Origin of the sequence: Bacillus chungangensis (genome assembly GCF_030812995.1) — a bacterium.
GTDB lineage: Bacteria > Bacillota > Bacilli > Bacillales > Bacillaceae_C > Bacillus_CF > Bacillus_CF chungangensis.
In genome coordinates, this window is sequence record NZ_JAUSTT010000022.1 from 22,070 (window position 1) to 43,976 (window position 21,907).

Annotated in this window: 20 protein-coding genes and 1 riboswitch; of the genes, 4 read left to right on the forward strand and 16 right to left on the reverse strand. The window is 38.6% G+C overall.

The genetic code is table 11. The features are described from left to right. Positions 1-226 precede the first annotated feature (226 nt). The 8 genes from J2S08_RS16355 to J2S08_RS16390 all read right to left on the reverse strand — a co-directional run bounded on the left by J2S08_RS16355 (position 227) and on the right by J2S08_RS16390 (position 7,203). The gene (locus J2S08_RS16355) at positions 227-1,027 is read right to left on the reverse strand and encodes a YihY/virulence factor BrkB family protein (protein WP_307231377.1); all 801 of its coding nucleotides are present in this window, start codon (positions 1,025-1,027) and stop codon (positions 227-229) included. Positions 1,028-1,400: 373 nt separating this feature from the next. Further along, positions 1,401-2,063: a bifunctional phosphoribosyl-AMP cyclohydrolase/phosphoribosyl-ATP diphosphatase HisIE gene (hisIE, locus tag J2S08_RS16360; RefSeq protein ID WP_307231379.1), complete on the reverse strand. Its 663-nt coding sequence runs from the start codon at positions 2,061-2,063 to the stop codon at positions 1,401-1,403. Further along, on the reverse strand, positions 2,060-2,809 hold the full coding sequence (hisF, locus tag J2S08_RS16365; RefSeq protein WP_307231381.1) for an imidazole glycerol phosphate synthase subunit HisF: 750 nt from the start codon (positions 2,807-2,809) through the stop codon (positions 2,060-2,062). Before hisF ends, hisIE begins: the two co-directional genes overlap by 4 nt. Further along, positions 2,806-3,510: a 1-(5-phosphoribosyl)-5-[(5-phosphoribosylamino)methylideneamino]imidazole-4-carboxamide isomerase gene (gene hisA, locus J2S08_RS16370; RefSeq protein ID WP_307231383.1), complete on the reverse strand. Its 705-nt coding sequence runs from the start codon at positions 3,508-3,510 to the stop codon at positions 2,806-2,808. Before hisA ends, hisF begins: the two co-directional genes overlap by 4 nt. Before the next feature lie 12 nt (positions 3,511-3,522). Beyond that, positions 3,523-4,110, reverse strand: coding sequence for an imidazoleglycerol-phosphate dehydratase HisB (gene hisB / locus J2S08_RS16375; protein ID WP_307231385.1), 588 nt, complete (start codon positions 4,108-4,110; stop codon positions 3,523-3,525). A 56-nt stretch (positions 4,111-4,166) separates the two neighbouring features. Further along, entirely contained in the window at positions 4,167-5,462 is a 1,296-nt protein-coding gene (hisD, locus tag J2S08_RS16380; RefSeq protein ID WP_307231387.1) for a histidinol dehydrogenase, read from the reverse strand. Next, positions 5,459-6,079 carry an ATP phosphoribosyltransferase gene (hisG, locus tag J2S08_RS16385; RefSeq protein ID WP_307231389.1) on the reverse strand — a complete coding sequence of 207 codons (621 nt, stop codon included), beginning with the start codon at positions 6,077-6,079 and terminating at the stop codon, positions 5,459-5,461. Before hisG ends, hisD begins: the two co-directional genes overlap by 4 nt. Further along, a complete protein-coding gene (locus J2S08_RS16390; protein WP_307231391.1) occupies positions 6,076-7,203 on the reverse strand; it encodes an ATP phosphoribosyltransferase regulatory subunit in 1,128 nt (375 codons plus the stop codon). The genes hisG and J2S08_RS16390 overlap by 4 nt, the downstream gene beginning before the upstream one ends. A 153-nt stretch (positions 7,204-7,356) precedes the next feature. On the opposite strand from J2S08_RS16390, the gene hisJ reads away from it, so the two are divergent. The 3 genes from hisJ to J2S08_RS16405 all read left to right on the forward strand — a co-directional run bounded on the left by hisJ (position 7,357) and on the right by J2S08_RS16405 (position 9,010). Beyond that, positions 7,357-8,202, forward strand: coding sequence for a histidinol-phosphatase HisJ (gene hisJ, locus J2S08_RS16395; RefSeq protein WP_307231393.1), 846 nt, complete (start codon positions 7,357-7,359; stop codon positions 8,200-8,202). A gap of 131 nt (positions 8,203-8,333) precedes the next feature. Beyond that, positions 8,334-8,774: a site-2 protease family protein gene (locus tag J2S08_RS16400; protein ID WP_307231395.1), complete on the forward strand. Its 441-nt coding sequence runs from the start codon at positions 8,334-8,336 to the stop codon at positions 8,772-8,774. A gap of 128 nt (positions 8,775-8,902) precedes the next feature. Continuing rightward, positions 8,903-9,010, forward strand: a complete 108-nt coding sequence (locus tag J2S08_RS16405; protein ID WP_307231396.1) for a YjcZ family sporulation protein — start codon at positions 8,903-8,905, stop codon at positions 9,008-9,010. 356 nt (positions 9,011-9,366) lie between these two features. On the opposite strand, the gene J2S08_RS16410 is transcribed toward J2S08_RS16405, so the two are convergent. Further along, the gene (locus J2S08_RS16410) at positions 9,367-10,884 is read right to left on the reverse strand and encodes an FAD-dependent oxidoreductase (protein WP_307231398.1); all 1,518 of its coding nucleotides are present in this window, start codon (positions 10,882-10,884) and stop codon (positions 9,367-9,369) included. A 467-nt stretch (positions 10,885-11,351) separates the two neighbouring features. Here J2S08_RS16410 and J2S08_RS16415 point away from each other — a divergent pair, with 467 nt between their 5' ends. After that, complete coding sequence (locus J2S08_RS16415) at positions 11,352-13,088, forward strand: methyl-accepting chemotaxis protein (protein WP_307231399.1); 1,737 nt, start codon at positions 11,352-11,354, stop codon at positions 13,086-13,088. 385 nt (positions 13,089-13,473) lie between these two features. On the opposite strand, the gene thiT is transcribed toward J2S08_RS16415, so the two are convergent. The 7 genes from thiT to opp4C (J2S08_RS16450) all read right to left on the reverse strand — a co-directional run bounded on the left by thiT (position 13,474) and on the right by opp4C (J2S08_RS16450) (position 21,894). Then, on the reverse strand, positions 13,474-14,073 hold the full coding sequence (thiT, locus tag J2S08_RS16420) for an energy-coupled thiamine transporter ThiT (protein WP_307231401.1): 600 nt from the start codon (positions 14,071-14,073) through the stop codon (positions 13,474-13,476). Between the two features lie 76 nt (positions 14,074-14,149). Continuing rightward, positions 14,150-14,248: riboswitch (TPP riboswitch) on the reverse strand. An 86-nt stretch (positions 14,249-14,334) separates the two neighbouring features. Further along, positions 14,335-15,204, reverse strand: coding sequence for an oligopeptide ABC transporter permease (gene opp4C, locus J2S08_RS16425; protein WP_370875705.1), 870 nt, complete (start codon positions 15,202-15,204; stop codon positions 14,335-14,337). 54 nt (positions 15,205-15,258) lie between these two features. Next, the gene (locus J2S08_RS16430; RefSeq protein WP_307231405.1) at positions 15,259-16,209 is read right to left on the reverse strand and encodes an ABC transporter permease; all 951 of its coding nucleotides are present in this window, start codon (positions 16,207-16,209) and stop codon (positions 15,259-15,261) included. A gap of 312 nt (positions 16,210-16,521) precedes the next feature. Then, positions 16,522-18,183, reverse strand: a complete 1,662-nt coding sequence (locus J2S08_RS16435; RefSeq protein WP_307231407.1) for a peptide-binding protein — start codon at positions 18,181-18,183, stop codon at positions 16,522-16,524. A 112-nt stretch (positions 18,184-18,295) separates the two neighbouring features. Beyond that, positions 18,296-19,315: an ABC transporter ATP-binding protein gene (locus J2S08_RS16440; RefSeq protein ID WP_307231409.1), complete on the reverse strand. Its 1,020-nt coding sequence runs from the start codon at positions 19,313-19,315 to the stop codon at positions 18,296-18,298. Continuing rightward, entirely contained in the window at positions 19,312-20,295 is a 984-nt protein-coding gene (locus tag J2S08_RS16445; RefSeq protein WP_307231411.1) for an ABC transporter ATP-binding protein, read from the reverse strand. Before J2S08_RS16445 ends, J2S08_RS16440 begins: the two co-directional genes overlap by 4 nt. 702 nt (positions 20,296-20,997) lie before the next feature. Then, on the reverse strand, positions 20,998-21,894 hold the full coding sequence (gene opp4C, locus J2S08_RS16450) for an oligopeptide ABC transporter permease (RefSeq protein WP_307231413.1): 897 nt from the start codon (positions 21,892-21,894) through the stop codon (positions 20,998-21,000). Positions 21,895-21,907: the final 13 nt, after the last annotated feature.

Genomic DNA, 21,907 nt, shown 5'->3' on the forward strand with positions numbered 1-21,907 from the left:
AAGTTCCTTTTGTTTGCAGCAGTTAATACAAGGGTCAGCAAATATCTTAAATGCTTCCCCATTCTAATTAATCCAATGCTGTACCTTTTTCATATTCTGACGAATTCCACTGTTATTTTTTATTGCTGACATGCTTCAATACACAAAATAATTCCCAATTATACCCATTTGCTTATCCATTCCGCTAGGTGATTGTAACGGTAGTCGGTTATGACAGATCACGATTTCATTCATTAGTCGTTGCATTGATTAATCCACCAATTAATAACACAGCTGCTGTCAAGTAAAACCAAACGATCAAAACAATAACACTTCCAAGTTGACCATAGAGTTGAGAATAGCTTCCAAATGAAACATAATAAGTAAAGGCTAACGCGACTCCTTGCCAACCTATTGTGGCAAATAGGGCACCAGGTAAAGCAGAACGGTACAAAACTTTCTCTGTTGGGAAAAATTTATAGAGAAATAAAAAAAATAAAAACAGAAAAAAAGTCCCCATCCCCCATTTAACAATCAGCCACCAGAAATAAAAAGAGGTCGGTACTGTGACATGTGTAATAACAAAAATACGAGCAATCTCTTCAATAATTGGAATGAAGAAAGAAAAAGAAAAAATAACGATCAATCCAGCGGTTAAAAAAAAATCGAAAAGCAATCCTTTCAAAAATGATTCTTTTCTCTTCATGCGATATGCATCATTCATCGAACGAACAAGCGATTGAACCGCCATAGATGATAACCAAAACGTTGCAATAAAACTAAAGGATGCTAGTTTTTTTTTCTGATTGTTGATAATAGAAAGTAATGTATTTTCAAGAATATCATAACTTCCTTCTGGTATATATGGCTGCAGCATCTCTAAAAGCCCACGAGCTTCAATTGGCAAAAAGCCAATAAGAGTAAACACAAAAATAAGAAAAGGAAACATGGACAGTAGAAAATAATAAGCCATTTGCGCCGAATGATCATAAAAACGTTCGTTAAAAAATCGTTTTGCTACAAGCAATCCAGTTCGCAGCACGGTCATGTCCCACACTCCCTAATATAAGTCGCTACAACTCGTAATAGATCAACTTGATTTTTAGACCAGATAAGTATCTATTATAAGCAGAACTATTTCAGTTATAATTTGATCGGCTCCATTTAAATGCAAACCAACTTCAGCGATAAGCCGATTTATTCGATTTAAAAGCGAATCGATAACATTTAAAGGCCGATTACATGATTTATAAGCAGATCGACTTCAGTTATAAAGCCATTCTCTTCATTTTTTGGCCAATCGACATCTTTTATAAGCCAATTCTCGCGATTTATAAGCCGATCAATACAACGATACGAAGCTTGCTCTTTAACATTTTCCCTCAGATTGCAGGAAAATAACCGTCTCAATAAAAAGAGCGTCACCACTCTTTGATTGGGCGACGCTCTCCTTTATTGTTCCCTTTTTTAGCAAAACGATGACGCAATTCTTTTTCGACTTCAACTAATGAAACGTTACGTTCTGCAAGCAGTACGAAGCAATGATAGAATAAGTCGCTGCATTCGGCAATGATATCATTGCGATCGTTATTTTTTGCAGCAATCACGATTTCTCCAGCTTCTTCAATGACCTTCTTGCCAATTTTATCAATTCCCTTTTTTAATAAATAGTTCGTGTATGAATTAGGAATTGGTTCTGTTTTCCTGTCCTCAATTTCCAGCATGACTTCCTCGTAAATACTTCGTGTTTTTGCTTCCTTCATTTTAGACTGATTATTGTCAAGCACTGTTTGAATGAAGCAGCTCTCTTTTCCAGTATGACAAGCAGGACCTAAAGGATCGACACGAATTAACAGTGTGTCTTTGTCACAATCAAGCTGAATCGATTGAACAATTTGTTTATTCCCAGACGTTTCTCCTTTATTCCAAAGCGTTTTTCGGGAACGGGAATAAAACCAAGTTTCTTTCGTTTCCAATGTTTTTTCATATGCTTCTTCATTCATATATGCAAGCATTAATACTGCATTCGTTTTATGATTGACGACAATAGCGGGCACTAATCCTTTTGAAAAATCGATTTTCACTTTACTCTCACTCCCTGCTCCTGGCACAGATGCTTCACTTCCTGAATAGTATGTGTTCCTTCATGAAAGATAGAGGCTGCCAATGCAGCTGCAACATTTGTTTCCTTAAAGACATCAATAATATGTTGAGGATGCCCACAGCCCCCAGAAGCTGTTACAGGAATCGCGACTGCGTCAACAACTGCTTTTGTTAATAAAAGATCATAGCCATCCTTTTTACCGTCACTATCCATACTTGTAAGTAATATTTCTCCTGCTCCAAGTTTTTCAACTTCTTTTGCCCACTCAATTGCATCTAAACCAGTATCATGCTTACCTCCTTGAATCATCACATGCCATTTTCCCGGGGCAGCTTGTTTTGCGTCAATGGCTGCTACGACAACTTGAGAACCATATTTTTCGGCAATTTCTTTTAATAATGATGGGTGATGAACAGCAGCAGAATTAATGCCAATTTTATCAGCACCTGCCTCTAATAACTGTTCAGCATCTTGAAGCGTTTTTACACCACCGCCTACTGTAAAAGGAACCGTTACATGCTGTGCAGTCTCTCTCACCCATTTTAGCATCGTACCCCGCGCTTCTGTCGTTGCGGCAATATCCAAAAATACAAGCTCATCTGCACCATTTTTAGAATAATAAGCAGCCATTTCAACTGGATCTCCCATTGTTCGCAAGCCGACAAACTGGATTCCTTTGACGACTTTTCCATCTTTAACATCTAAACAAGGAACAATTTTCTTCATTGCTGTACCTCCTTGAGCTTGATACTGCCATCATATATCGCTTTGCCGACAATTGCTTCTTTCATGCCGATGCCTGCAAGATCGGTTAGATCATCCATACTACGAATACCTCCTGATGCAACAATCGTACAGGTTACAGCTTCGGAAATCTGTTTCAGTTGTGCAAGATTAGGGCCTGTCATCGTCCCATCCCGAGAAATATCAGTAAATACAATCGTTTTTGCACCAAGGGCTTCCATCTGTTTAGCAAACTCGATAAAATCAATAGCTGTCACAGTCTCCCACCCCCGAGTTGCGACTTGCCCATTTTTTGCATCGATGCCAATAACAATATGATCGCGAAATTGTGTTAATGCCTCTGTTACGAATGTATTGTCTTCTAAAGCTGCTGTACCAAGTACAATTCTTGTAACTCCTGCTTCCAAATAACGTTCAACTGTTTGCAAATTCCGGATACCGCCGCCAACTTGAATTGGCACTGTCGACATCTTTGCTAAATCTTGGATTAATCCATATTGTTTTGCTTCACCTGCTCTCGCTCCATCTAAATCAACGATATGGACAATTTTTGCACCATCTGTAAGAAATTGTTGAATTTGCGAGCGCGGATCACTACCTACTTCCGTTGTTTTATTAAAATCTCCTTGATACAAGCGTACGCATTTGCCATCAATTAAATCAATAGCTGGTATAATGATCATTCTCTTTTCCCCCTATTCAAGCATTCCTTTTGTTGAATTGACCCCTTTTATATTCGGATCAATTGTTATAGCGATCGCTAATGCGCGGCCTAATGCTTTAAAAAGCGCCTCTATTTTATGATGTGTATTCACACCGTATAGAACCCTGGCATGAAGTGTTGTGCCCGATTGAAAAGCAAATGCTTGAAAAAACTCACGTACTAGCTCGCTATCGAATTGGCCAAGCTTTGGATTATCAAAAACAGCATCAAAGTGAAGAAAAGGACGACCGCTAATATCAAGTGCTACAAATCCTAATGCATCATCCATTGGGACATAAGCTGATCCGTAGCGCGTAATGCCATGTTTATCTCCAAGGGCTTCTCTGACAAGCTGGCCAAGCACAATGCCGACATCTTCTACAGTATGATGGCTATCAATATGTAAATCTCCTTTCGCATTGACAACTAGTCCAATGCGGCCATGTCGAGCGAATGCCTCCAGCATATGATCAAAAAAACCAATCCCTGTTTGAATATCTACTAACGACGGATCATCCAAATTGCAAGAAATTTCTATCATCGTTTCATTCGTTTTTCTACTCTTTGCTGCTTTCCTCATCCCAATCTCTCCAATCTTTTCTCTGTAAATATCTTCAAAGTCACATTCACTGTTCTCTATTCGTTTTTCCTTTTTTCCAGCCTCTTACTAACTGCTCGTGCATGCCCAACCAGCTGCTCTTTCATGGCAAGATGTTCTACAAATGGTGCCGCAGTTTTCAAAGCGGCTTCAGAATAATAGAGATAGGTCGTTTTTTTCATAAAGTCATCTACTGATAGCCCAGAAGAAAATCGTGCAGTTCCAGATGTAGGCAAGACATGATTTGGCCCTGCAAAATAATCGCCAAGTGATTCAGGTGTATGCGCTCCTAGGAATACAGAACCAGCATTTTTTACTTTTCCTAAATAGGAAAGTGGATGTTGAAGTTGAATTTCTAAATGTTCAGGCGCTAAACGATTTGCAAGTAGAAAAGCAGTGTCAATATCTTCAACTAAAACGATAGCACTTTGATTTGTTAAAGACTTGATCGCAATCTCCTGTCGAGGCAAAACAGCGCACTGCTTTCTTAATTCAGCTTGTGTTCTTTCTATTAATGTCTGAGATGTAGTAAATAAAAACGTTCGTGCATGCTCGTCATGCTCGGCTTGAGCAATTAAATCTGCGGCAATGAAGGTTGGATTCGCTGTTTTATCTGCAATAATCGCTACCTCAGAAGGTCCAGCAATCATATCAATACCGACATCACCAAATACGGATGCTTTGGCTGCAGCGACATATTTGTTTCCTGGTCCAACAATCTTATCGACGGCTTCGATCGTTTCCGTTCCATAGGCTAGTGCGGCAATCGCTTGAATACCTCCGATTTTATATATCGTATCAACACCGGCAATGTCGGCTGCGACTGATAAAATTGGATCAATTTGCCCGCCATTTCGTGCAGGTGTTACCATGATTACTTTTTCAACTCCGGCAAGGACTGCAGGAATGGCATTCATTAGTACGGTTGATGGATACACTGCCGTCCCCCCGGGAACATAAATCCCGACTCTTTCCATTGGCTGTAATAACTGCCCTGAAATGATATCTTCAGTCATTTCCATGATCCTCGATTGTTGGAGCTGTTTTGCATGGAACTGCTTTATATTTTCGGCCGCTTTTTGCAAAGCTTCTGATGTCTCTTCAGAAACGTCTTTCCATGCCTGTTTCCGTTCTTCCTTGGAAACTTCCCATTTATCTGGTATACATTGATCGAATTTCTCTACATATTTCTTTAATGCAACTTCTCCGTTTGTTCGTATATCTTCAATAACCTCTTTCACAAGAACCATGACTTCTTCCTCAAAAGCATTGTGTTCTTTTTGAGTGGATAAAAACGCATCGATAAAAGCATTTACTGTAAATGTTCTAATCATCTTGCTGCCTCCTTTATTTGTAAGGAATCAAGAATTGGTGTTATTTGTTCTCGTTTGATCTTCAAAGAAGAGCGATTGGCAATGCAGCGGGCAGTAATTGGCTGCATCCATTCCAACACAACAAGTCCATTCTCCTTTAATGTTGATCCCGTCTCCACAATATCGACGATAGCATCTGCCAAACCAAGAAGCGGTGCTAATTCAACTGAGCCTTCTAGCTTTACAATATCAACTGCTTCACCTTTTTGGCGAAAATACGCTGTCGTCACATTCGGATATTTCGTTGCTATGACCCGTTTTTTTCCAGAAACAGCCTCTTTTTTTTCTCCTGCCAGCGCAAAACGGCAGTTTCCAAATGGGAGCGGCAACAGATCAAACACATCAGGTTGGAATTCCATTAAAATATCATCGCCAACAATTCCAAGGTCTGCAATTCCGTGTTCCACGTAAGTTGCGACATCTACCCCTTTGGCAAAGACAAATGAAAATTCATCTGTTTCCACTCGTAGCTTTCTACCTTTATTCACAATCGGTTCTATACAATAGGATAACGATTGGAAATAGTCTAAAAATTGCTTTTCAATCCGCCCTTTTGTTAATGCGATGCAAACCTTCATTTTTCCTTCACCTCACGTACGTCAAACTGTTCATCTATTTGCAGGACGAGATCATAGTGATGTCCTTTTTTAGGCAATGTATATTGAATATCAACAATATACGCTTCATGTTCTCGGCGAATTTTTTCAGCAGCGGCAAGCGTATTATCGGAAGCGACAATACAGCAGCGCTTTTTTCGTTCTGGGGCTATTATTTTTTCTGCGAGTATATCGACATCAAAGGCTAAGCCAACTGCCGATGCTTGCATATCAAACTGGCGATACAGTTCATCATAGCGTCCACCCGAAAAGCACGTAGCTCCGTTTTCTTTTAAAAAACCTCTAAACATTGTGCCTGAATAATAGGGCAAATTTTTCACACGTCCTAAATCGACAATGACGTCTTCAACACCGCAAGCTTGTAAAAGCAAAGCCAACTTTCTTAAATGTTGGATAATGACAAGCAGCTGAGGTCGTTGTTTCCAGCGTTTTTCGTAATGCTCTATCACATCAAAAGAACCGAAGGCGTCAACAAGGTCTGTCAACTCAGCAGCAATCTCTTTATCTCCATGTTGGCAAGCGAACTGATATACTTCATCTTTTCTTTTGTCGTGCATTGCTTGCCTCAGTTTTTCAATCTGATCTACCGTCAAGTGAAGTTCCTTCGTCAGCTCTTTAAAAATTTCTGAATGTCCCAATTCTATTAAATAAGAATGGATCCCCATTTCTTTCAGTAATGTTTCAGCCAACATTAAGCATTCACTTTCACCAAGTAAAGTCGGCATATTTACTATCTCAATACCAACTTGCCGATTTTCAATGCCAGGCTTATCTCGTTGAAAGACCGCTCCTTGATATGCCCATTTTTTGTTAGGATGATCTTGTTTTGCTAATGCCCTCGCAATTGCTGTTGTCCAGTCTGGCCGCAGTACTTCAATTTCTCCTTCAGCATTAAACCATTTGAGCATATTTTTTAATTTCATATCTACATGCTCATTCGTAAAAGTATGAGCATACTCCACAACTGGGGTAGAAATTTCCACATAACCCCGCATCGTGATTATTTTCCTAAATGTTTCTAATACTTGATGACGGCTGCTCACAACAGCTCCAATGTCATCTCTACTTCCATTGGGCAATAGCATCTTGACTTCACTTCCCAGCTCGATTATTCTTTAATATATTAGCACTCTACCAAACTAAAGTATTTTGTAAATTGATATTACAATAACATATAATAAAAGAAAACGTCAATCTTAAAATGCAAAATGATGAAAACATGCGAATGGAGGTATTATATGTTCCCAGTTGGAGATTTTCATGTACATACACATTTTTGCCCACATGGTTCAAATGATCGGATGGAAGAATACGTAAAAAATGCGATTTCAAGAGGAATGAAGTTTTTATCCTTTACAGAGCACGCACCTTTGCCAAACGTTTTTGATGATCCCGCTCCAAACAAAGACAGTGCTATGCGATTAGAGGATATTGATGCTTATTTTAAGGAAGGAAATCGATTAAAAGAAGCATATAAAGACACGATCACAATTAAAGTCGGATTTGAAGTTGATTACCTACTTGGTTTTGAAGCAGAAACGGAGCGCTTTTTACACACATATGGAGCTGACATTGAAGATGCGATCCTCTCTGTTCATATGCTGCAAGCACCAAATGGAGAATACGTATGCTTAGATTTTAGTCCTGACGAGTTTGGACGCATCATTAGGTTATTCGGTTCTATTGATCATGTTTACGAAACCTACTATCAGACATTGCGCCAAGCAATCGAAGCAGATTTAGGAAAATGGAAGCCTGTTCGAATTGGACATCTAACGTTGATTGAAAAATTCTCTAAGCTTTTTAAAGCTGCGAGAACGTTTAATGATGTAATCGAAGAAATATTGACGCTTATCGCTGCCAAACAATATTCCCTCGATGTAAATACTGCTGGATATTTTAAAGAGTATTGCGGAGTCACTTACCCGACCGCTACAGTAATGAGACAGGCAAACAATAAAAATATTCCGCTTATCTTTGGATCTGACAGCCATACAGCTGGGCATGTAGGAAAGGGATTAGAGCAAATACCAAAAGACCTGCCGCTCGCATTGCCAAAAGCTTATGACGAAAAGGGGAACTAGTCCTGTTGCAAATAATGCATCTATGCTACGATAAGTAAAGGGTTATTCGATCAGTTGGAGTAGTCGTTTCGCTTCAACTGAAGTTCTCCCCCCTGGAAGAAGTACTTGGATTCGTCAGAAGGTGTGTGTCTATGAGTTTACTAATCTTTTTATTCGTGTTTGCACCATTTGCTATGCTCCTACATGAATGTGGCCATGGTCTTGGCGCTTTATTCGTGAAGGCTAGAGAAATTAAGATTACCCACGGCACAGGGCCTTCTATTGTCAGGCTCTCTATTGGCAGACTACAATATCATCTTCATCTCTTTTATATTTTTGGGGGAATGACAGAAAGCGCTAAAGAGGCTCCCTATAATCGTTTAGAAAAAATAGTTATTACCTTAATGGGCCCGATTTTGAATGGTATTACAGGCTTATTTGTTTTCTGCTTATTATCCTCTATACATTCTCTTTGGCATCTATTTGCCTTGTTTAACTTCTGGCTTTGCTTTATTAACTTGATCCCTTTTAAAATCAGCGAGCGCACGTCAGATGGCTATATTGTTTTTTATTTGTTATTTCATAAAAACTAGGATAAACACCCTTATGATAATCTTCTCCATGTTTTCATCATTTTATTAAAATCTCATCGTTTGTCCATTACTGCTAAATTGATTTTTACATAAAGTATATTAATCTCTTTTAAGGAGGTGAATGCTTTATGTCAGGCTATGGCGGCGGTGGATACGGTAAAAACTTTGCGTTAATTGTTGTTCTGTTCATTTTGTTAATCATTGTTGGAACTTCTTATGTCGGTGGTTATTGGTAATAGTATATTTTGCACCGTTCATAAGCAGCTATGCAATTAAGAATCAGATGAAACCTCTCCTCCATCTGATCTTATGACAGGCAACCTCCTACGTTAGCACCTAAAAAAGAGAAGCGTCAAATAATGGCGCTTCTTCTTTTTAATCCAACACATATTCAACAGAAGAGATTTCAAGGAAAGCACTAAATCTTTCCTTTAAAAAGAAGAGGAGAGAGAAGTTTTCTTCTTCAGTTTCTCCTACTCTTCAGGTAAAGTGATTAACTTGCCTCCCCATTCTGTATTCCAAAACAAGGGTGAGATGTATGGTGAGGACGAGAAACATTACTATCCTTCCTCTCACCACTAAAATTTAGACATTATTTAATGATGTCTAGAGGTTTTTCAGCTGGCCCTTCCAATACTTCTCCTGTAATTGAAAATCTTGAACCGTGACAAGGGCAATCCCATGTACGTTCACCACTGTTCCATTCAACCTCACATCGCATATGCGTACATGTCGTATCGACCATATGTACAGTGCCGTCCTCATCCTTGTATGCTCCTGCTCTTTTCCCGTTAAAAAGAATCACCGCTCCTTCATCACGTTCCAAGTCTGCAGCAGTCTTGCTTGGCGACTCAAGTTTCCCTTTCACTAAATGCTTTGCAACATCGGCATTTTGCTGTACAAATGTTTTGATGCTTGGATTAGGATGAAAACGTGATGGGGTGTAAAGCTCTTTATAAGGATTTTCCTTTTCTAAGATAAGATCTTTAAGTAAAAGTCCAGCTGCTGCACTACTTGTCATCCCCCACTTCCGATAGCCAGTCGCTACGAGAATATGTGGATTCCCAGCTGATATTTCACCAATATAAGGAATGTTATCTAATGTTGTTAAATCTTGCGCGGACCAACGATATGCAATCGAGTCCACATCGAACCTCGTTTTGACAAACTTCTTTAATGCTTCATAATGCTCGCTCGTTTCGACTCCTTGACCTGTTTTATGATTTTCACCGCCAATAATTAAATAATGGTCATCCCCGATTGGCGTGTGACGAATGGACCTTTTAGGATCTTCCACACTTAAATACATGCCGCCTGGATAAGGTTGTTCCGATTTTACTGCTAATACATAGGAACGTTCTGCATACATTCTTGAAAAATAAAATCCCGCCCCATCATAAAAAGGGTGATGAGAACAAATGACTACTTTGTCACAAAAAATATGGCAGCCATTTTCAGTGCTGATTTTTTGTTTTTTTCCCTTTTCAATATCAAGAGCTTTCGTATTCTCGTACAATCGTCCACCTTTTTCCACAATCACTCCCAGCAATCTTTTTAAATATTTTAGTGGATGGAATTGGCCTTGCTGCTCCATCATGAGAGCAGCTTTCACATTTATCGAGAGTGGGATCTTTTGTAAGAACACGCCGTCAATCCCTAGCTGTTCATAAGCACGCATTTCATTTTCCAGCTTTTTCACATCGGAATCAGACTCTGTAAAGAGGTAAGCTGCTTCGTTGGAGAAATCACAATCTATTTTTTGTATAGAAATCGTTGATTTTATCCATTGCAACGCATCGTGATTGGCGCTGTAATATTTTTTCGCTTTCTCACTGCCTAACTGAGTGATCAATTCATCATAAATCAAATCATGCTGTGCAGTAATTTTTGCTGTTGTATGTCCTGTTGTTCCATTAAATAATTCTCCAGCGTCTAAAACGGCAATACTTAATCCCTCATTTGCCAGCAAATATGCAGTTGTTATGCCTGTTATTCCCCCACCAACAATGGCAACATCAACGTTAATATCTTGATCTAAAACAGGAAACTGCGGTAATTTAACAGAAGCTCGCCAATATGGTTCAGGTGACTGCGGCAACTTTATTTGCATTTTTAAACCCTCCTAAGATTCTACAATCAACAATCAAACAGCATTTTGCTGCACGATTATATTATTAATGAACAATACTTCCTAAACATTTTTCCCATCACGACTTTTTTCATGTACAGAGTACTTTTAAATATTGTTAAAACTGTTATAATGATAAAAAAGTACTAAATATGTAACTTTTGTAAGCAAGTCCCCAAACGAGGCATGAGCAGTTTTGCTTTAAAAACAGCTTTTTTCTGTCGAAAGATAAGGAAATTTTTTAAGTTTCTAGACATGGGACTTTTTTAACAATCTCAAAAGAGGGGTGTCCAAAGAATAAAAAAGAGCCGAGAAATAAAAGCTTGGGGGTTTCGAATCCAAACGGATTGCAATAACTTTCTATGAAGCGTACACCTATTTTTGAAGATACGCTCATACGTGATAACGACACAGAATAATGAGGATGATGAGGTAAAGGGGATGGCAATATGTTAAAAAACTTACGACCGCGCGCTTCCATTGAAATGCTTTCCAAACAAGGAACTGATATTCATTCGGAGGGAAGAATTCAAGGAACTTTAGCATTCAATCATTTTACACATAAAGATTATGAAAATTTGCAAGAGGTACATACAACTTTATCACATTTAAAACAAGAAATGGTTCAGCTTTTTGCAGATTATTTCCAAAAATTATGCGAATCGCAAAACATGAAAGTGAGCAGCCTTTTAATAGAAAAATATATTGAGTCATTTTTTTTAGACCAGCGTGATCAACGGTATGTAGCCAAGATTATTCATTATTTTAACGAACTGAGGAGGGCAAAATTTAGTGCAGGAAGATTAATTGTTGTATTTAACCAATTTAACTATTATTTAATCACAAATTTACTCTCACAAAAAGGAGCCCGTCCAAACCACTGTATGGCGCTCATGGGGAGCATGCAAAAAGCGATTAATATTGACCAAGAGATTCTCATAGAAGTGTATGAAGAACGTTTAATGGAGCGAGTTGTACATGGCATTTCCGACCTAATGGAAGAAAACGCTAAAATTATGTTTATTAAAGAATTGATACAAAATCTTGATTTCCAAGGTAAAGAGATTGATAGCGCTTCTGCTGCGACTGAAGAAATGACTGCATCGATTGTAGAAATTGCTAATGCAGCAGTCAGTATTTCCGAAAAAACAACTGATTCTGTTAAAGAAATTGAAAATGGACAAATGATGATCACCAATGCGTTGGATGAAATATTTAAAACGGAGAAAACCTTCGAAATGATTGTCAATAAATTTGCATCATTACAACAAAATGTCGCTTCGATCAGTCATGTTGTCGAATTAATTAATAAAATTGCCGACCAAACGAATTTGCTTGCACTTAATGCTTCCATCGAAGCGGCACGTGCTGGAGAACAGGGAAAAGGCTTTGCGGTCGTAGCAGCAGAAGTACGCAAACTTGCTGAAAATACTGTTTCCTTCTTAAAGAATGTAAATGATAATGTTGGGAGTCTAAAAGCCATTTCGGATGACGTTTCTGCGTCAATTGAACAAACAACTTCTGTTATACATCGAGCTACAAATGACGCCCGTCAATCGCTTCCATTGTTGGGGAAAATGGTAGGAACCGTCCAAGAAATTGACAATGATATTAATAATGCTGCTGCCGTTTCCGAGGAACAAGCTGCTGCAGTGGAGGAAGTTTCAAAAAGAATGCAAGAAATTGCTGTACTCTCTGAAAATGTTCGTGATCTCGGAGCAAATACTGGAAAAGCAATTCGAGATTTGTCTTTAGTGATGGATCAATATCGTCTAGAAATTATCGAAGAAAATCACATCCAGCTTTCCACACCTTCCTTGCTCTATTTATCTAAAGCAGACCATATTCTCTGGAAGTGGAAAATCTATAATATGTTCTTGGATTTGGAGAACATCAACCCCGATCATGTTGCTTCGCATCAAGATTGCCGGTTAGGAAAGTGGTATTATGCAGAAGAGACGAAAAAACGATTTGCCAACATACAAAGCTACCGCGACATCGAAAAAGCACATAAAATTGTGCATGAAGCAGCTCATCAAGCTGCTGTCTATTTCAATCAAGGAAAATTAAAAGAAGCGGAAAGCTGTATGAACAAACTTGAAGCTGCCTCGGCGGAAGTAATTGAAACAATTAATTATCTACTAGAGGATATTGAAAGAGAAAGACAACAAGCAAGCTCTTTATAACAAAAGGGTGCTTCGTCTTTAAAGTCTTTAATATGGATATAATGCCTGACTTTAAAAACGGAAAAATCGACCTGATAACTTATTATCATAAAATATCTTAAATCATCTGCGAAACTGAAACAAGAAATGTTTCGCTTATTCAATAATCGCACTTAAAGACAATGGGTGAGAAGACTAAACTTTCTCACCCGTTTATAGAGTGAAAACTTCCATCAGTGGGGGTTTTTCTCATCTCCAATAAAAATGTCTCAAGCTAAAAGCGTGACGTCCTGTAGGCTCGAAACCAACCGGACATTTGACTTTCCGTTATCCCCCACTATCGCTTCTGATTCTTCTTATTCTTAAGATAGGGGGCTTGACTCGCCAGTTAGGCGTGGGCTAAATATTATTTCCCTATCGACGTCGTTGCTTTCTGATTCTTTGCAGTTGTAATAATCTGTGGAGCAATAGAAATTAATAGCACTAACACAATCACACATGCTAAAGAAGAAAAGAAATATGCAATCCCGTTAGCAGTAAGGGAAAAAATAAATGGTGTTTTACCGGCATTAAATGCATAGCTCTTAAAGAAGATCATTCCGGCAATAAAATGCCAAAAATAACGAACTGCTCCACCAAAAAATACAGCCGTTGTCATGTAGAAAATTGCTTTCCCTTTTTGCTGGTTTTTTACATTTTCTTGAATGGGATGGATGAGCAGACCAGCAAAGCCAATGCACGCAAATGCAATAAAGTACTCCAAAATAACTTGTACTGGATGAACAATCCACGCATCACCAACGATAATCTGCAAGATCCCCCATAAAAATCCAGATAATACACTCGCTTTAAACCCTTGGCGAAATGCCACGATAAAAATCGGTACCATTGCGAACTTAATTGAAATCGATGGCCCCAACTTAAAAGACAGAAGCAAGTCTAAAATAAGTGCAAATGCTGCAAAAATTGCGGCCTCAATCATAGCCAATAACTTTTCATTTCTCATAAAAAATAGCCCCCTATGAATGATTTTTAACCAAACATACCCATCGGAGGCCAGCAGAACAATACAGAACGCGTTCTTCTTACAATTGCCACATCCCTACGCTAGTACTAACTAACAGGTTCAAAGGGTCAGAACATCGTTCACTCTCAGCCTCACAGCTCCCCTTTTGGTAACGTTGATGAAGTTGTTTCCACTTATTGTAATACATTTCGGATCATTTCGAAAGGAAAAAAAAGCCAAGACGATTGTCTCGGCTTTTTTCTAATCCCCTTTCGGGTCTAATGCATCACGAAGTCCATCTCCAACGAAGTTAAAGCTTAGCACTGTTAAAAGAATAAGCACACCTGGAAAGAATGGATACCACGGTGCTTTCATTAAAACAGTAAAGTCTTGCGCATCTTGAAGCATATTCCCCCAGCTAGGAGTCGGCGGTTGAATTCCGAGTCCTAAATAACTTAATCCAGCTTCAGATAGAATCACGCTACCAATTAAAAGTGTTGCAGACACGATAATCGGACCCATTGCATTTGGTAAAATATGGCCAAAAATGATCCTTGATGCTCTCGTTCCAATCGTTCGTGACGCCAATACAAAGTCACGGGTCCGCAGTGTTAAAAATTCCCCACGCACAAGACGTGCAGTACTCGTCCAGCTTGTTAGCGCGAAAACAAGGATTAATGAATTAACTCCAGGATTGAAGATTGTAACGATCGTAATAAGTAAAAATAAACTTGGGATCGAAATAATAATATCAACGATACGCATTAAAATCGCATCGATGATTCCACCGTAATAACCAGCAAGCGCTCCAACTGTGATGCCAATTACTAAAGCACCTGCAACAGAACCAAAACCAACCAATAATGAAATGCGGCCGCCATATAAAAGGCGCGTAAATACATCTCGCCCATAGCGATCGGTTCCAAGCCAATATTCAGCACTTGGCGGCAGCAGCTTCTTTGTTAAGCTTTGCGCTTCAAAAGGATAAGGTGCAATCACTGGCGCTAAAATAGCGGCCATGATGATGATAAATAAGAAGATTGCTCCAAAAATCGCTAATTTATTTTGCAAAAATTTACGAAAAAAGATTTTCGTTAATGTATCGGGCTTTTCCAGCAAATGGGGGTTCATTTGAAGCTCTTGATCTGTTATTTCTACATTTCCTTGTGACATCATTTTCCCCCCTTAATACTCAATTCGCGGATCAAAGATTGCATATAGAATATCCGCTAATAAATTTCCTAGTACAACAAACACTGCAGAAATAACAGTAAGTGCCATAATGACAGGATAGTCTCTTGTGAATGCTGACTCAATAAATAATAACCCGATACCCGGCCAGCTAAATACTTTTTCCGTAATAGCCGCACCGCCAATAAACGACGGAAGCATTAAACCAAAGATCGTCACAATTGGAATCATGCCATTTCGTAGACCATGTTTGATAACTACTTTTTTCTCTTTAAAACCCTTTGATTTTGCCGTACGAATATAATCTTGTTTCAATACATCTAGCATGCTAGACCGTGTATAGCGGGTTAATGCAGCCATATCAGCAGTCGCAAGCACAAATGCAGGTAAAATTAAATGGTGAATCCGATCCCAAATACTAAAGGGCGCATTTAAAGTAGAAACGCCGCCTGTTGGGAACCATTGCAGCTGGACACCAAACACAATGATCAGCATTAAGCCAAGCCAAAAGTTTGGTGTGGCAACACCAAGAAACGATGTAACCGTTACTGAATAATCCAACTTCGAATATGGCCTCATAGCAGACATAATTCCAAATGGAATCGAAATGAAAATGGCTAAAAATGTAGAAACAATCATAAGAAGCAGTGTATTTGGTAAACGATTTAAAATCATTTCACTAACAGGGACACCACGACGAATTAGAGAGGTGCCAAAGTCTCCTTTGACCATATTTCCTAGCCATTTTACGTATTGAACTGGAATAGGATCATTTAATCCATACCGTTCTTCAAATTTAACTTTGTCTTCATCACTCATTTTAGGATCCATCAACATTGCGACGGGGCCGCCTGGTGCGGCTTTAATAAGCGCAAATGATAAAATGGTAATTCCAAGCAGCAAGGGAATAGCCATTAAAACACGCCGAATAATATAAGAAATCATTGCCTATTCTCCTTCAGTTTCATTTTTTCATCATTCTCCTACGCCATTAGTTTACGATCGAAAAAAAGTGTTTGCGATCTGGGTAGGGAAGCTTCCTGAAGAGAACTTCATACTCAAAAAATACAGAAGGCAGCACTTGCTTGATAATAAGACAAGTGTTCCCTTGCATCACAAACGATTTTTAAATAAAGAGAGAAGTTCTAATGTATGCGAAATACGTTATAGTACATTAACGTATGGATTTTTAAGCTCAAATGAGAAGAAAAGGGGAAATAAGCAATCATTTCCCCTGTTTCTCAAAATACAACTTGCTTATTTTTCTTCTTCCAACCACCATTTGTTAGCATGATAAATTTGATTTTTTGGATGGAATTCATAGCCTCTCAAGTTTTTCGGCATTGCTCTATACTCATCTGGATAGTATAAGAAAGTGTACGGTTGATCTTCAGCAATCTGCGCTTGGATTTCACCAATCATTTCTTTTCGTTTTTCACGGTCTTTTTCTTTTAACTGTGCTTCCATTAAAGGATCAATGTCAGGGTTGGAGTACCCTTGCATATTATTTCCTTTTTCCATTTCATCAGTATGGAAAATGCCGCTTGGATCTGGATCAATTGCCAAACTCCAGCCCATTACAACCGCTTCAAAATTACGCTCTACAGAATTAAGATCTTTAATAAGAGCGCTAAATTCCATAATGGCCGGCTTCGCGTCAATACCAACTTCTTTTAATTGTTCTTGCAAAATAACAGCAACATCTTCACGAACTTTGTTGCCTTGGTTCGTTTTGATTTCAAATGAAAATTTCTTTCCGTCTTTTTCTAGAATGCCATCAGCTCCTGGCTCCCAGCCAGCTTCTGCCAACAATTCTTTTGCTTTTTCACGATCGAAATCAAATTTCGGTACATCTGGATTGTATGCCCAGCTTAATGGACTTTCTGGCACGTGTGCTACTTCACCATGTCCATCCATTACATTCTCAACAATTTCTTCACGATTAATTGCATGTGTAATCGCCTGACGAACTTTTTTATCTTTAAACAAATCATTACGCATGTTATACCCTAAATACGTATAAGATAGTGCCATGCTGTTTTCAAGTCGTAAATTCGCAGCATCAGCAAATGCTTCTACTGTTTCTACATCTGGTTGGTCAACTTGAGGAAAATAGTTGATATCTCCAGATTGTAATTGGGCAAGCATTGTGTTCGCATCTGGAACGATTTTATAAGTAATGGTATCCAAATATGGACGTCCATCAAAGTAGTCTTCAAATGCTTCTACTTTTACATATTCGCCATCTTTCCATTCAACAAATTTAAATGGACCAGCACCAATTGGATTTTTCGTATTAAATTCATGTTCCCCTAAATCAGCAATCGGAACATCGCCTAAAATATGTTCAGGCAAGATCGCAAAGCCAAGTCCAATCAATGGGAACTGGACATCTACTTCCTTCATATGGAATTTAACTGTATAATCATCGACTTTTTCAACACTTTCTAATGATTTAAAATATGCGGCGCGCACCCCATCATAGTCTGGGCTTAATGGAATGTTGTAAGTAAAGACAACATCGTCGGCATTTAATTCTTCACCATCGTGGAATTTAATGCCTTCTTTGATCTTTACCGTATACGTTAACGCATCTTCTGATTCTTCGACACTTTCTGCCGCAGCGCCTTCTGTCGTTTGATTAAAATCAAGATCAGCACTTGTTAAACCGATAAACATCATGTCAATGATATTACTGCTGACGTTATCGTTGTAATACAGATTATTAAAATTAGTTGGTGAGCCACTAATACCAAAGACAAGGTCGCCACCGTATTGCGGTTCTCCAGTAGATTCTTCTTTTTTGCCATCGCCAGAACTTTTTTCTGAATCTTTGCTTGCATCTTTACCGCCGCACGCTGCTAGAAACATAGAAAGCACTAGCATCATGCTCAATAACAGATACGCTTTTTTCTTCATTTTCTTCCCCCCATTATTATTTTCATATGTTCATAGTCGTATAAAACGTTGAAGCTCTGAACCATCACCCCTTTCAATCGACTGTGTACAGCATTTTAGGGTTCACTGTACTCTAGTACAAGTGACAAGCAACGAAATGCTCTTTTTTGATTTCCTTAAACTCAGGCACTGCCTGGCGGCAAATATCTTTTGCCATAGGGCATCTCGTATGAAAGACACATCCTTTTGGCGGATTAGCTGGGCTCGGCAGTTCTCCTTGCAGTACAATCCGCTCTCGCCTTGCGACGCCTTTTTTACGCGGCACAGGAACAGCGGAGAGCAATGCTTGTGTGTAAGGATGGAGTGGCTCAGAGAAAAGACTATTTTTTGAAGCTAATTCCATCATTTTTCCTAAATACATGACGCCAACACGGTCGCTTATATGGCGAACGACACTTAAATCATGAGAGATAAAAATATAAGTAAGTCCAAATTCATCTTGTAAATCTTTCATTAAATTAATAATTTGCGCTTGAATGGACACATCGAGCGCAGAAACGGATTCATCTGCAATAATTAAATCTGGATTCAACGCTAATGCCCGCGCAATACCAACACGCTGCCGCTGTCCTCCAGAAAATTCATGCGGATAGCGATTAATGAAGGATGGATTAAAACCGACTTTATCTAATAGGTCTTCCATCCTTTCTTCCCGTTCTTTCTTGCTATACATATTATGTGTAATATAAGGCTCACTCAAAATGGCCTTTAAAGTTTTTCGTGGGTTCATCGACGCATACGGATCTTGAAAAATCATTTGAATATCTTTCCGTACGGTCGTCCTCATATGTTTCTCAGAAAGATGAGAGATATCTTTTCCTTTAAAGAGGATGCTACCATCAGTAGGCTCATATAGACGAATAATCGTCCTGCCAGCTGTTGACTTTCCACAGCCAGATTCACCAACAATTCCGAGCGTTTCTCCTTGCTTTACCATCATGTCTACACCATCAACTGCTTTTACATGGCCGACTGTTCTTTGAAAAACACCTGCTTTAATCGGGAAGTGTTTTTTTAAATTCTTTACCTCTAGCAAATATTCTGAATCATATGTTTTCGTTTTTTGTACGTTCTCTTGAGCAGCCGTTTTCATGCTTTTGCCTCCTCCTCGTCAGATAAAAAACAACGGACTGAACGGCCATCACGCGTCGGTTTTAGTTCAGGCTGTTCTTTCAGACAGCGTTCAAACGCATGAGGACACCGAGGAGCAAAGCGACATCCTTTTGGGAAGTGTTCTGGAGACGGAACATTTCCGACAATGGAATCGAGCCGATCCTTGTCGCCATCTATAGGTGGGATGGAATCCATCAACCCGATCGTATATGGGTGTAGAGGTTCATCAAATAAATCCTCTACAGCAGCCTCTTCCACAACTTGTCCACAGTACATGACAAGCACTCGATCCGCAACATCCGAAACGACCCCTAGATCATGAGTAATGATTAATATCGATGTATCAAACTTCTCACTTACTTCCTTCATTAAATCTAATATTTGCGCTTGAATCGTTACATCCAGCGCTGTCGTAGGTTCATCTGCAATTAACAGTTTAGGGTTGCAGCTCATTGCCATCGCGATCATTACCCGCTGTCTCATTCCACCGGAGAGTCTATGTGGATAATCATCAATGATTTCTGCTGCCCTAGAGAAGCCTACTAATTGTAACAATTCAATGGCTTTTTTTGTCGCTTCTTTTTTTGACATTTTTTGATGGTAAATAAGTACTTCTACAATTTGTTCACCAATTGTCAAAACTGGGTTGAGTGATGTCATTGGCTCCTGAAAAATCATCGAGATATCGTTGCCGCGTATATGGCACATCTCATCTTCTGAAACTTTCACAAGATCGCGGCCTTCTAATAGAATTTCACCATCGACAATTTTCCCCGGGGGACTTGGAATTAAACGCATAATGGATAGGGAAGTGATACTTTTTCCTGAACCTGACTCCCCTACAAGAGCAACCGTTTCCCCTTTATTTATTTTTAAATCAACGCCGTCAACGGCTGGAATCACTTTTTTTCTGCGAAAAAAATGTGTTTTCAAATTTTTTACTTCTAACAAAGTGGACAAACTTTTCACCATCCTCATCATGCTACAAAAAAAAATCTAGGAATCAAGCAAAAAGGAAATAACTTTGGGATGAAAGCGCTTCAATTGTATGAATATACAATTTTCCCTAGTAGGAGAACCCTGTTTTTCATCTTGATCAACAGGCGGGGATGCTGCACTTGTCTGCTATCAATCATGTATTTCCTTTCTTTCCTAGAAAACGACAATTTGAGCGTTAAATATTTACCACGCTCTCGTGATAGCAAGTTGTTAAGTTAATTACCTTGCAACGGTACGACTTATTTGTATATTATTACAAAGCAATTACAAAATGCAAGTTATTTTTTATAACAGCTTATTTTCTAAAAAATAAAAATAATATTTAAAACGAGGAAACGCTTTGTCTTTATTGGATTATAACACAAATACATCCATGCTATTTCATTATTTTTCTATAAAATGAAAGAATTTTGGATTGAATAAAGTGAGAAAACTCATTTTAATTTTTATATTTACACATCACCGTAGTAACGTGATAGAATCGTGTTTTCATCGTCTTTCTGTTAAACTTTGTTTTATATCATAAAGATCGTATAAATATTCATTACTAATAAATGAATATTCAAATTATTGTTTGTTGCAGCGAAAATATGACATGAAAATAATGATATTTTTTAAATAGTAAATGACAAATAAACTCGTTTAAACAAATTTTAAACGAGTTCATTTCGGATTGAAAGCATCCTTTAATCCTTCGCCTATAAAATTGATGGATAAAATGGTCATTGTAATAATAGTTGCAGGTGGTATCCAAATCCATGGTTTATATTGAAGAACATCTGGTTCCTTTGCTGAAGATAGCATATTGCCCCAACTTGGCACTTCTTGCGGCACCCCGAAACCTAGGTAGCTTAAACCTGCTTCGACAACGATCATCCCTGCAAATAGTAATGAAGCTTGTACGATGATTGTCGAAACGACGTTTGGAAGCAAATGCTTTACAATAATTTTATAAGGGGAACAGCCAATCGAAATGGATGCCAAAATATATTCATTTTCTTTTTCAGCTAAAATTTTGCTGCGTACAATCCGAGCAACTCCTCCCCAAGATAGGATGCTAATGACGAATATTAATACCCAAACACCTGAAACTTTTCCAAACAGAATCATATTAAGAACAAGGACAAATACTAAAAATGGAAAGTTTAAGATGAAATCAGTAAAACGCATGAGAAGATCGTCGATTATACCGCCAAAATAACCTGCAATTGAACCAATTACAGTGCCAATTAAAACGATAAAAAAAGTACATGACATGCCAACTAAAAGAGAAACTCGCCCCCCGTACAGCAGTCTTGTAAATACATCTCGACCACTTTTATCTGTTCCGAGCCAATGTTCTTGTGATGGCGTCAATGACATTTGGCCAATATTGACTTTGGAAATGTCAATCGTCGTTACATATGGTGCTGCAAAGGAGGTAATGACGACAAGCAATAAAAAACTTGTACTGATCATTGCTAATTTATTTTTTAAAAACTTCCTGCGCGCAATTGCCCATGGAGATAGACTCAATTTATAAGGATTTTTCTTTACATTCTTTCGTGTGACAATGTCCATTTGCCAGCCCCCT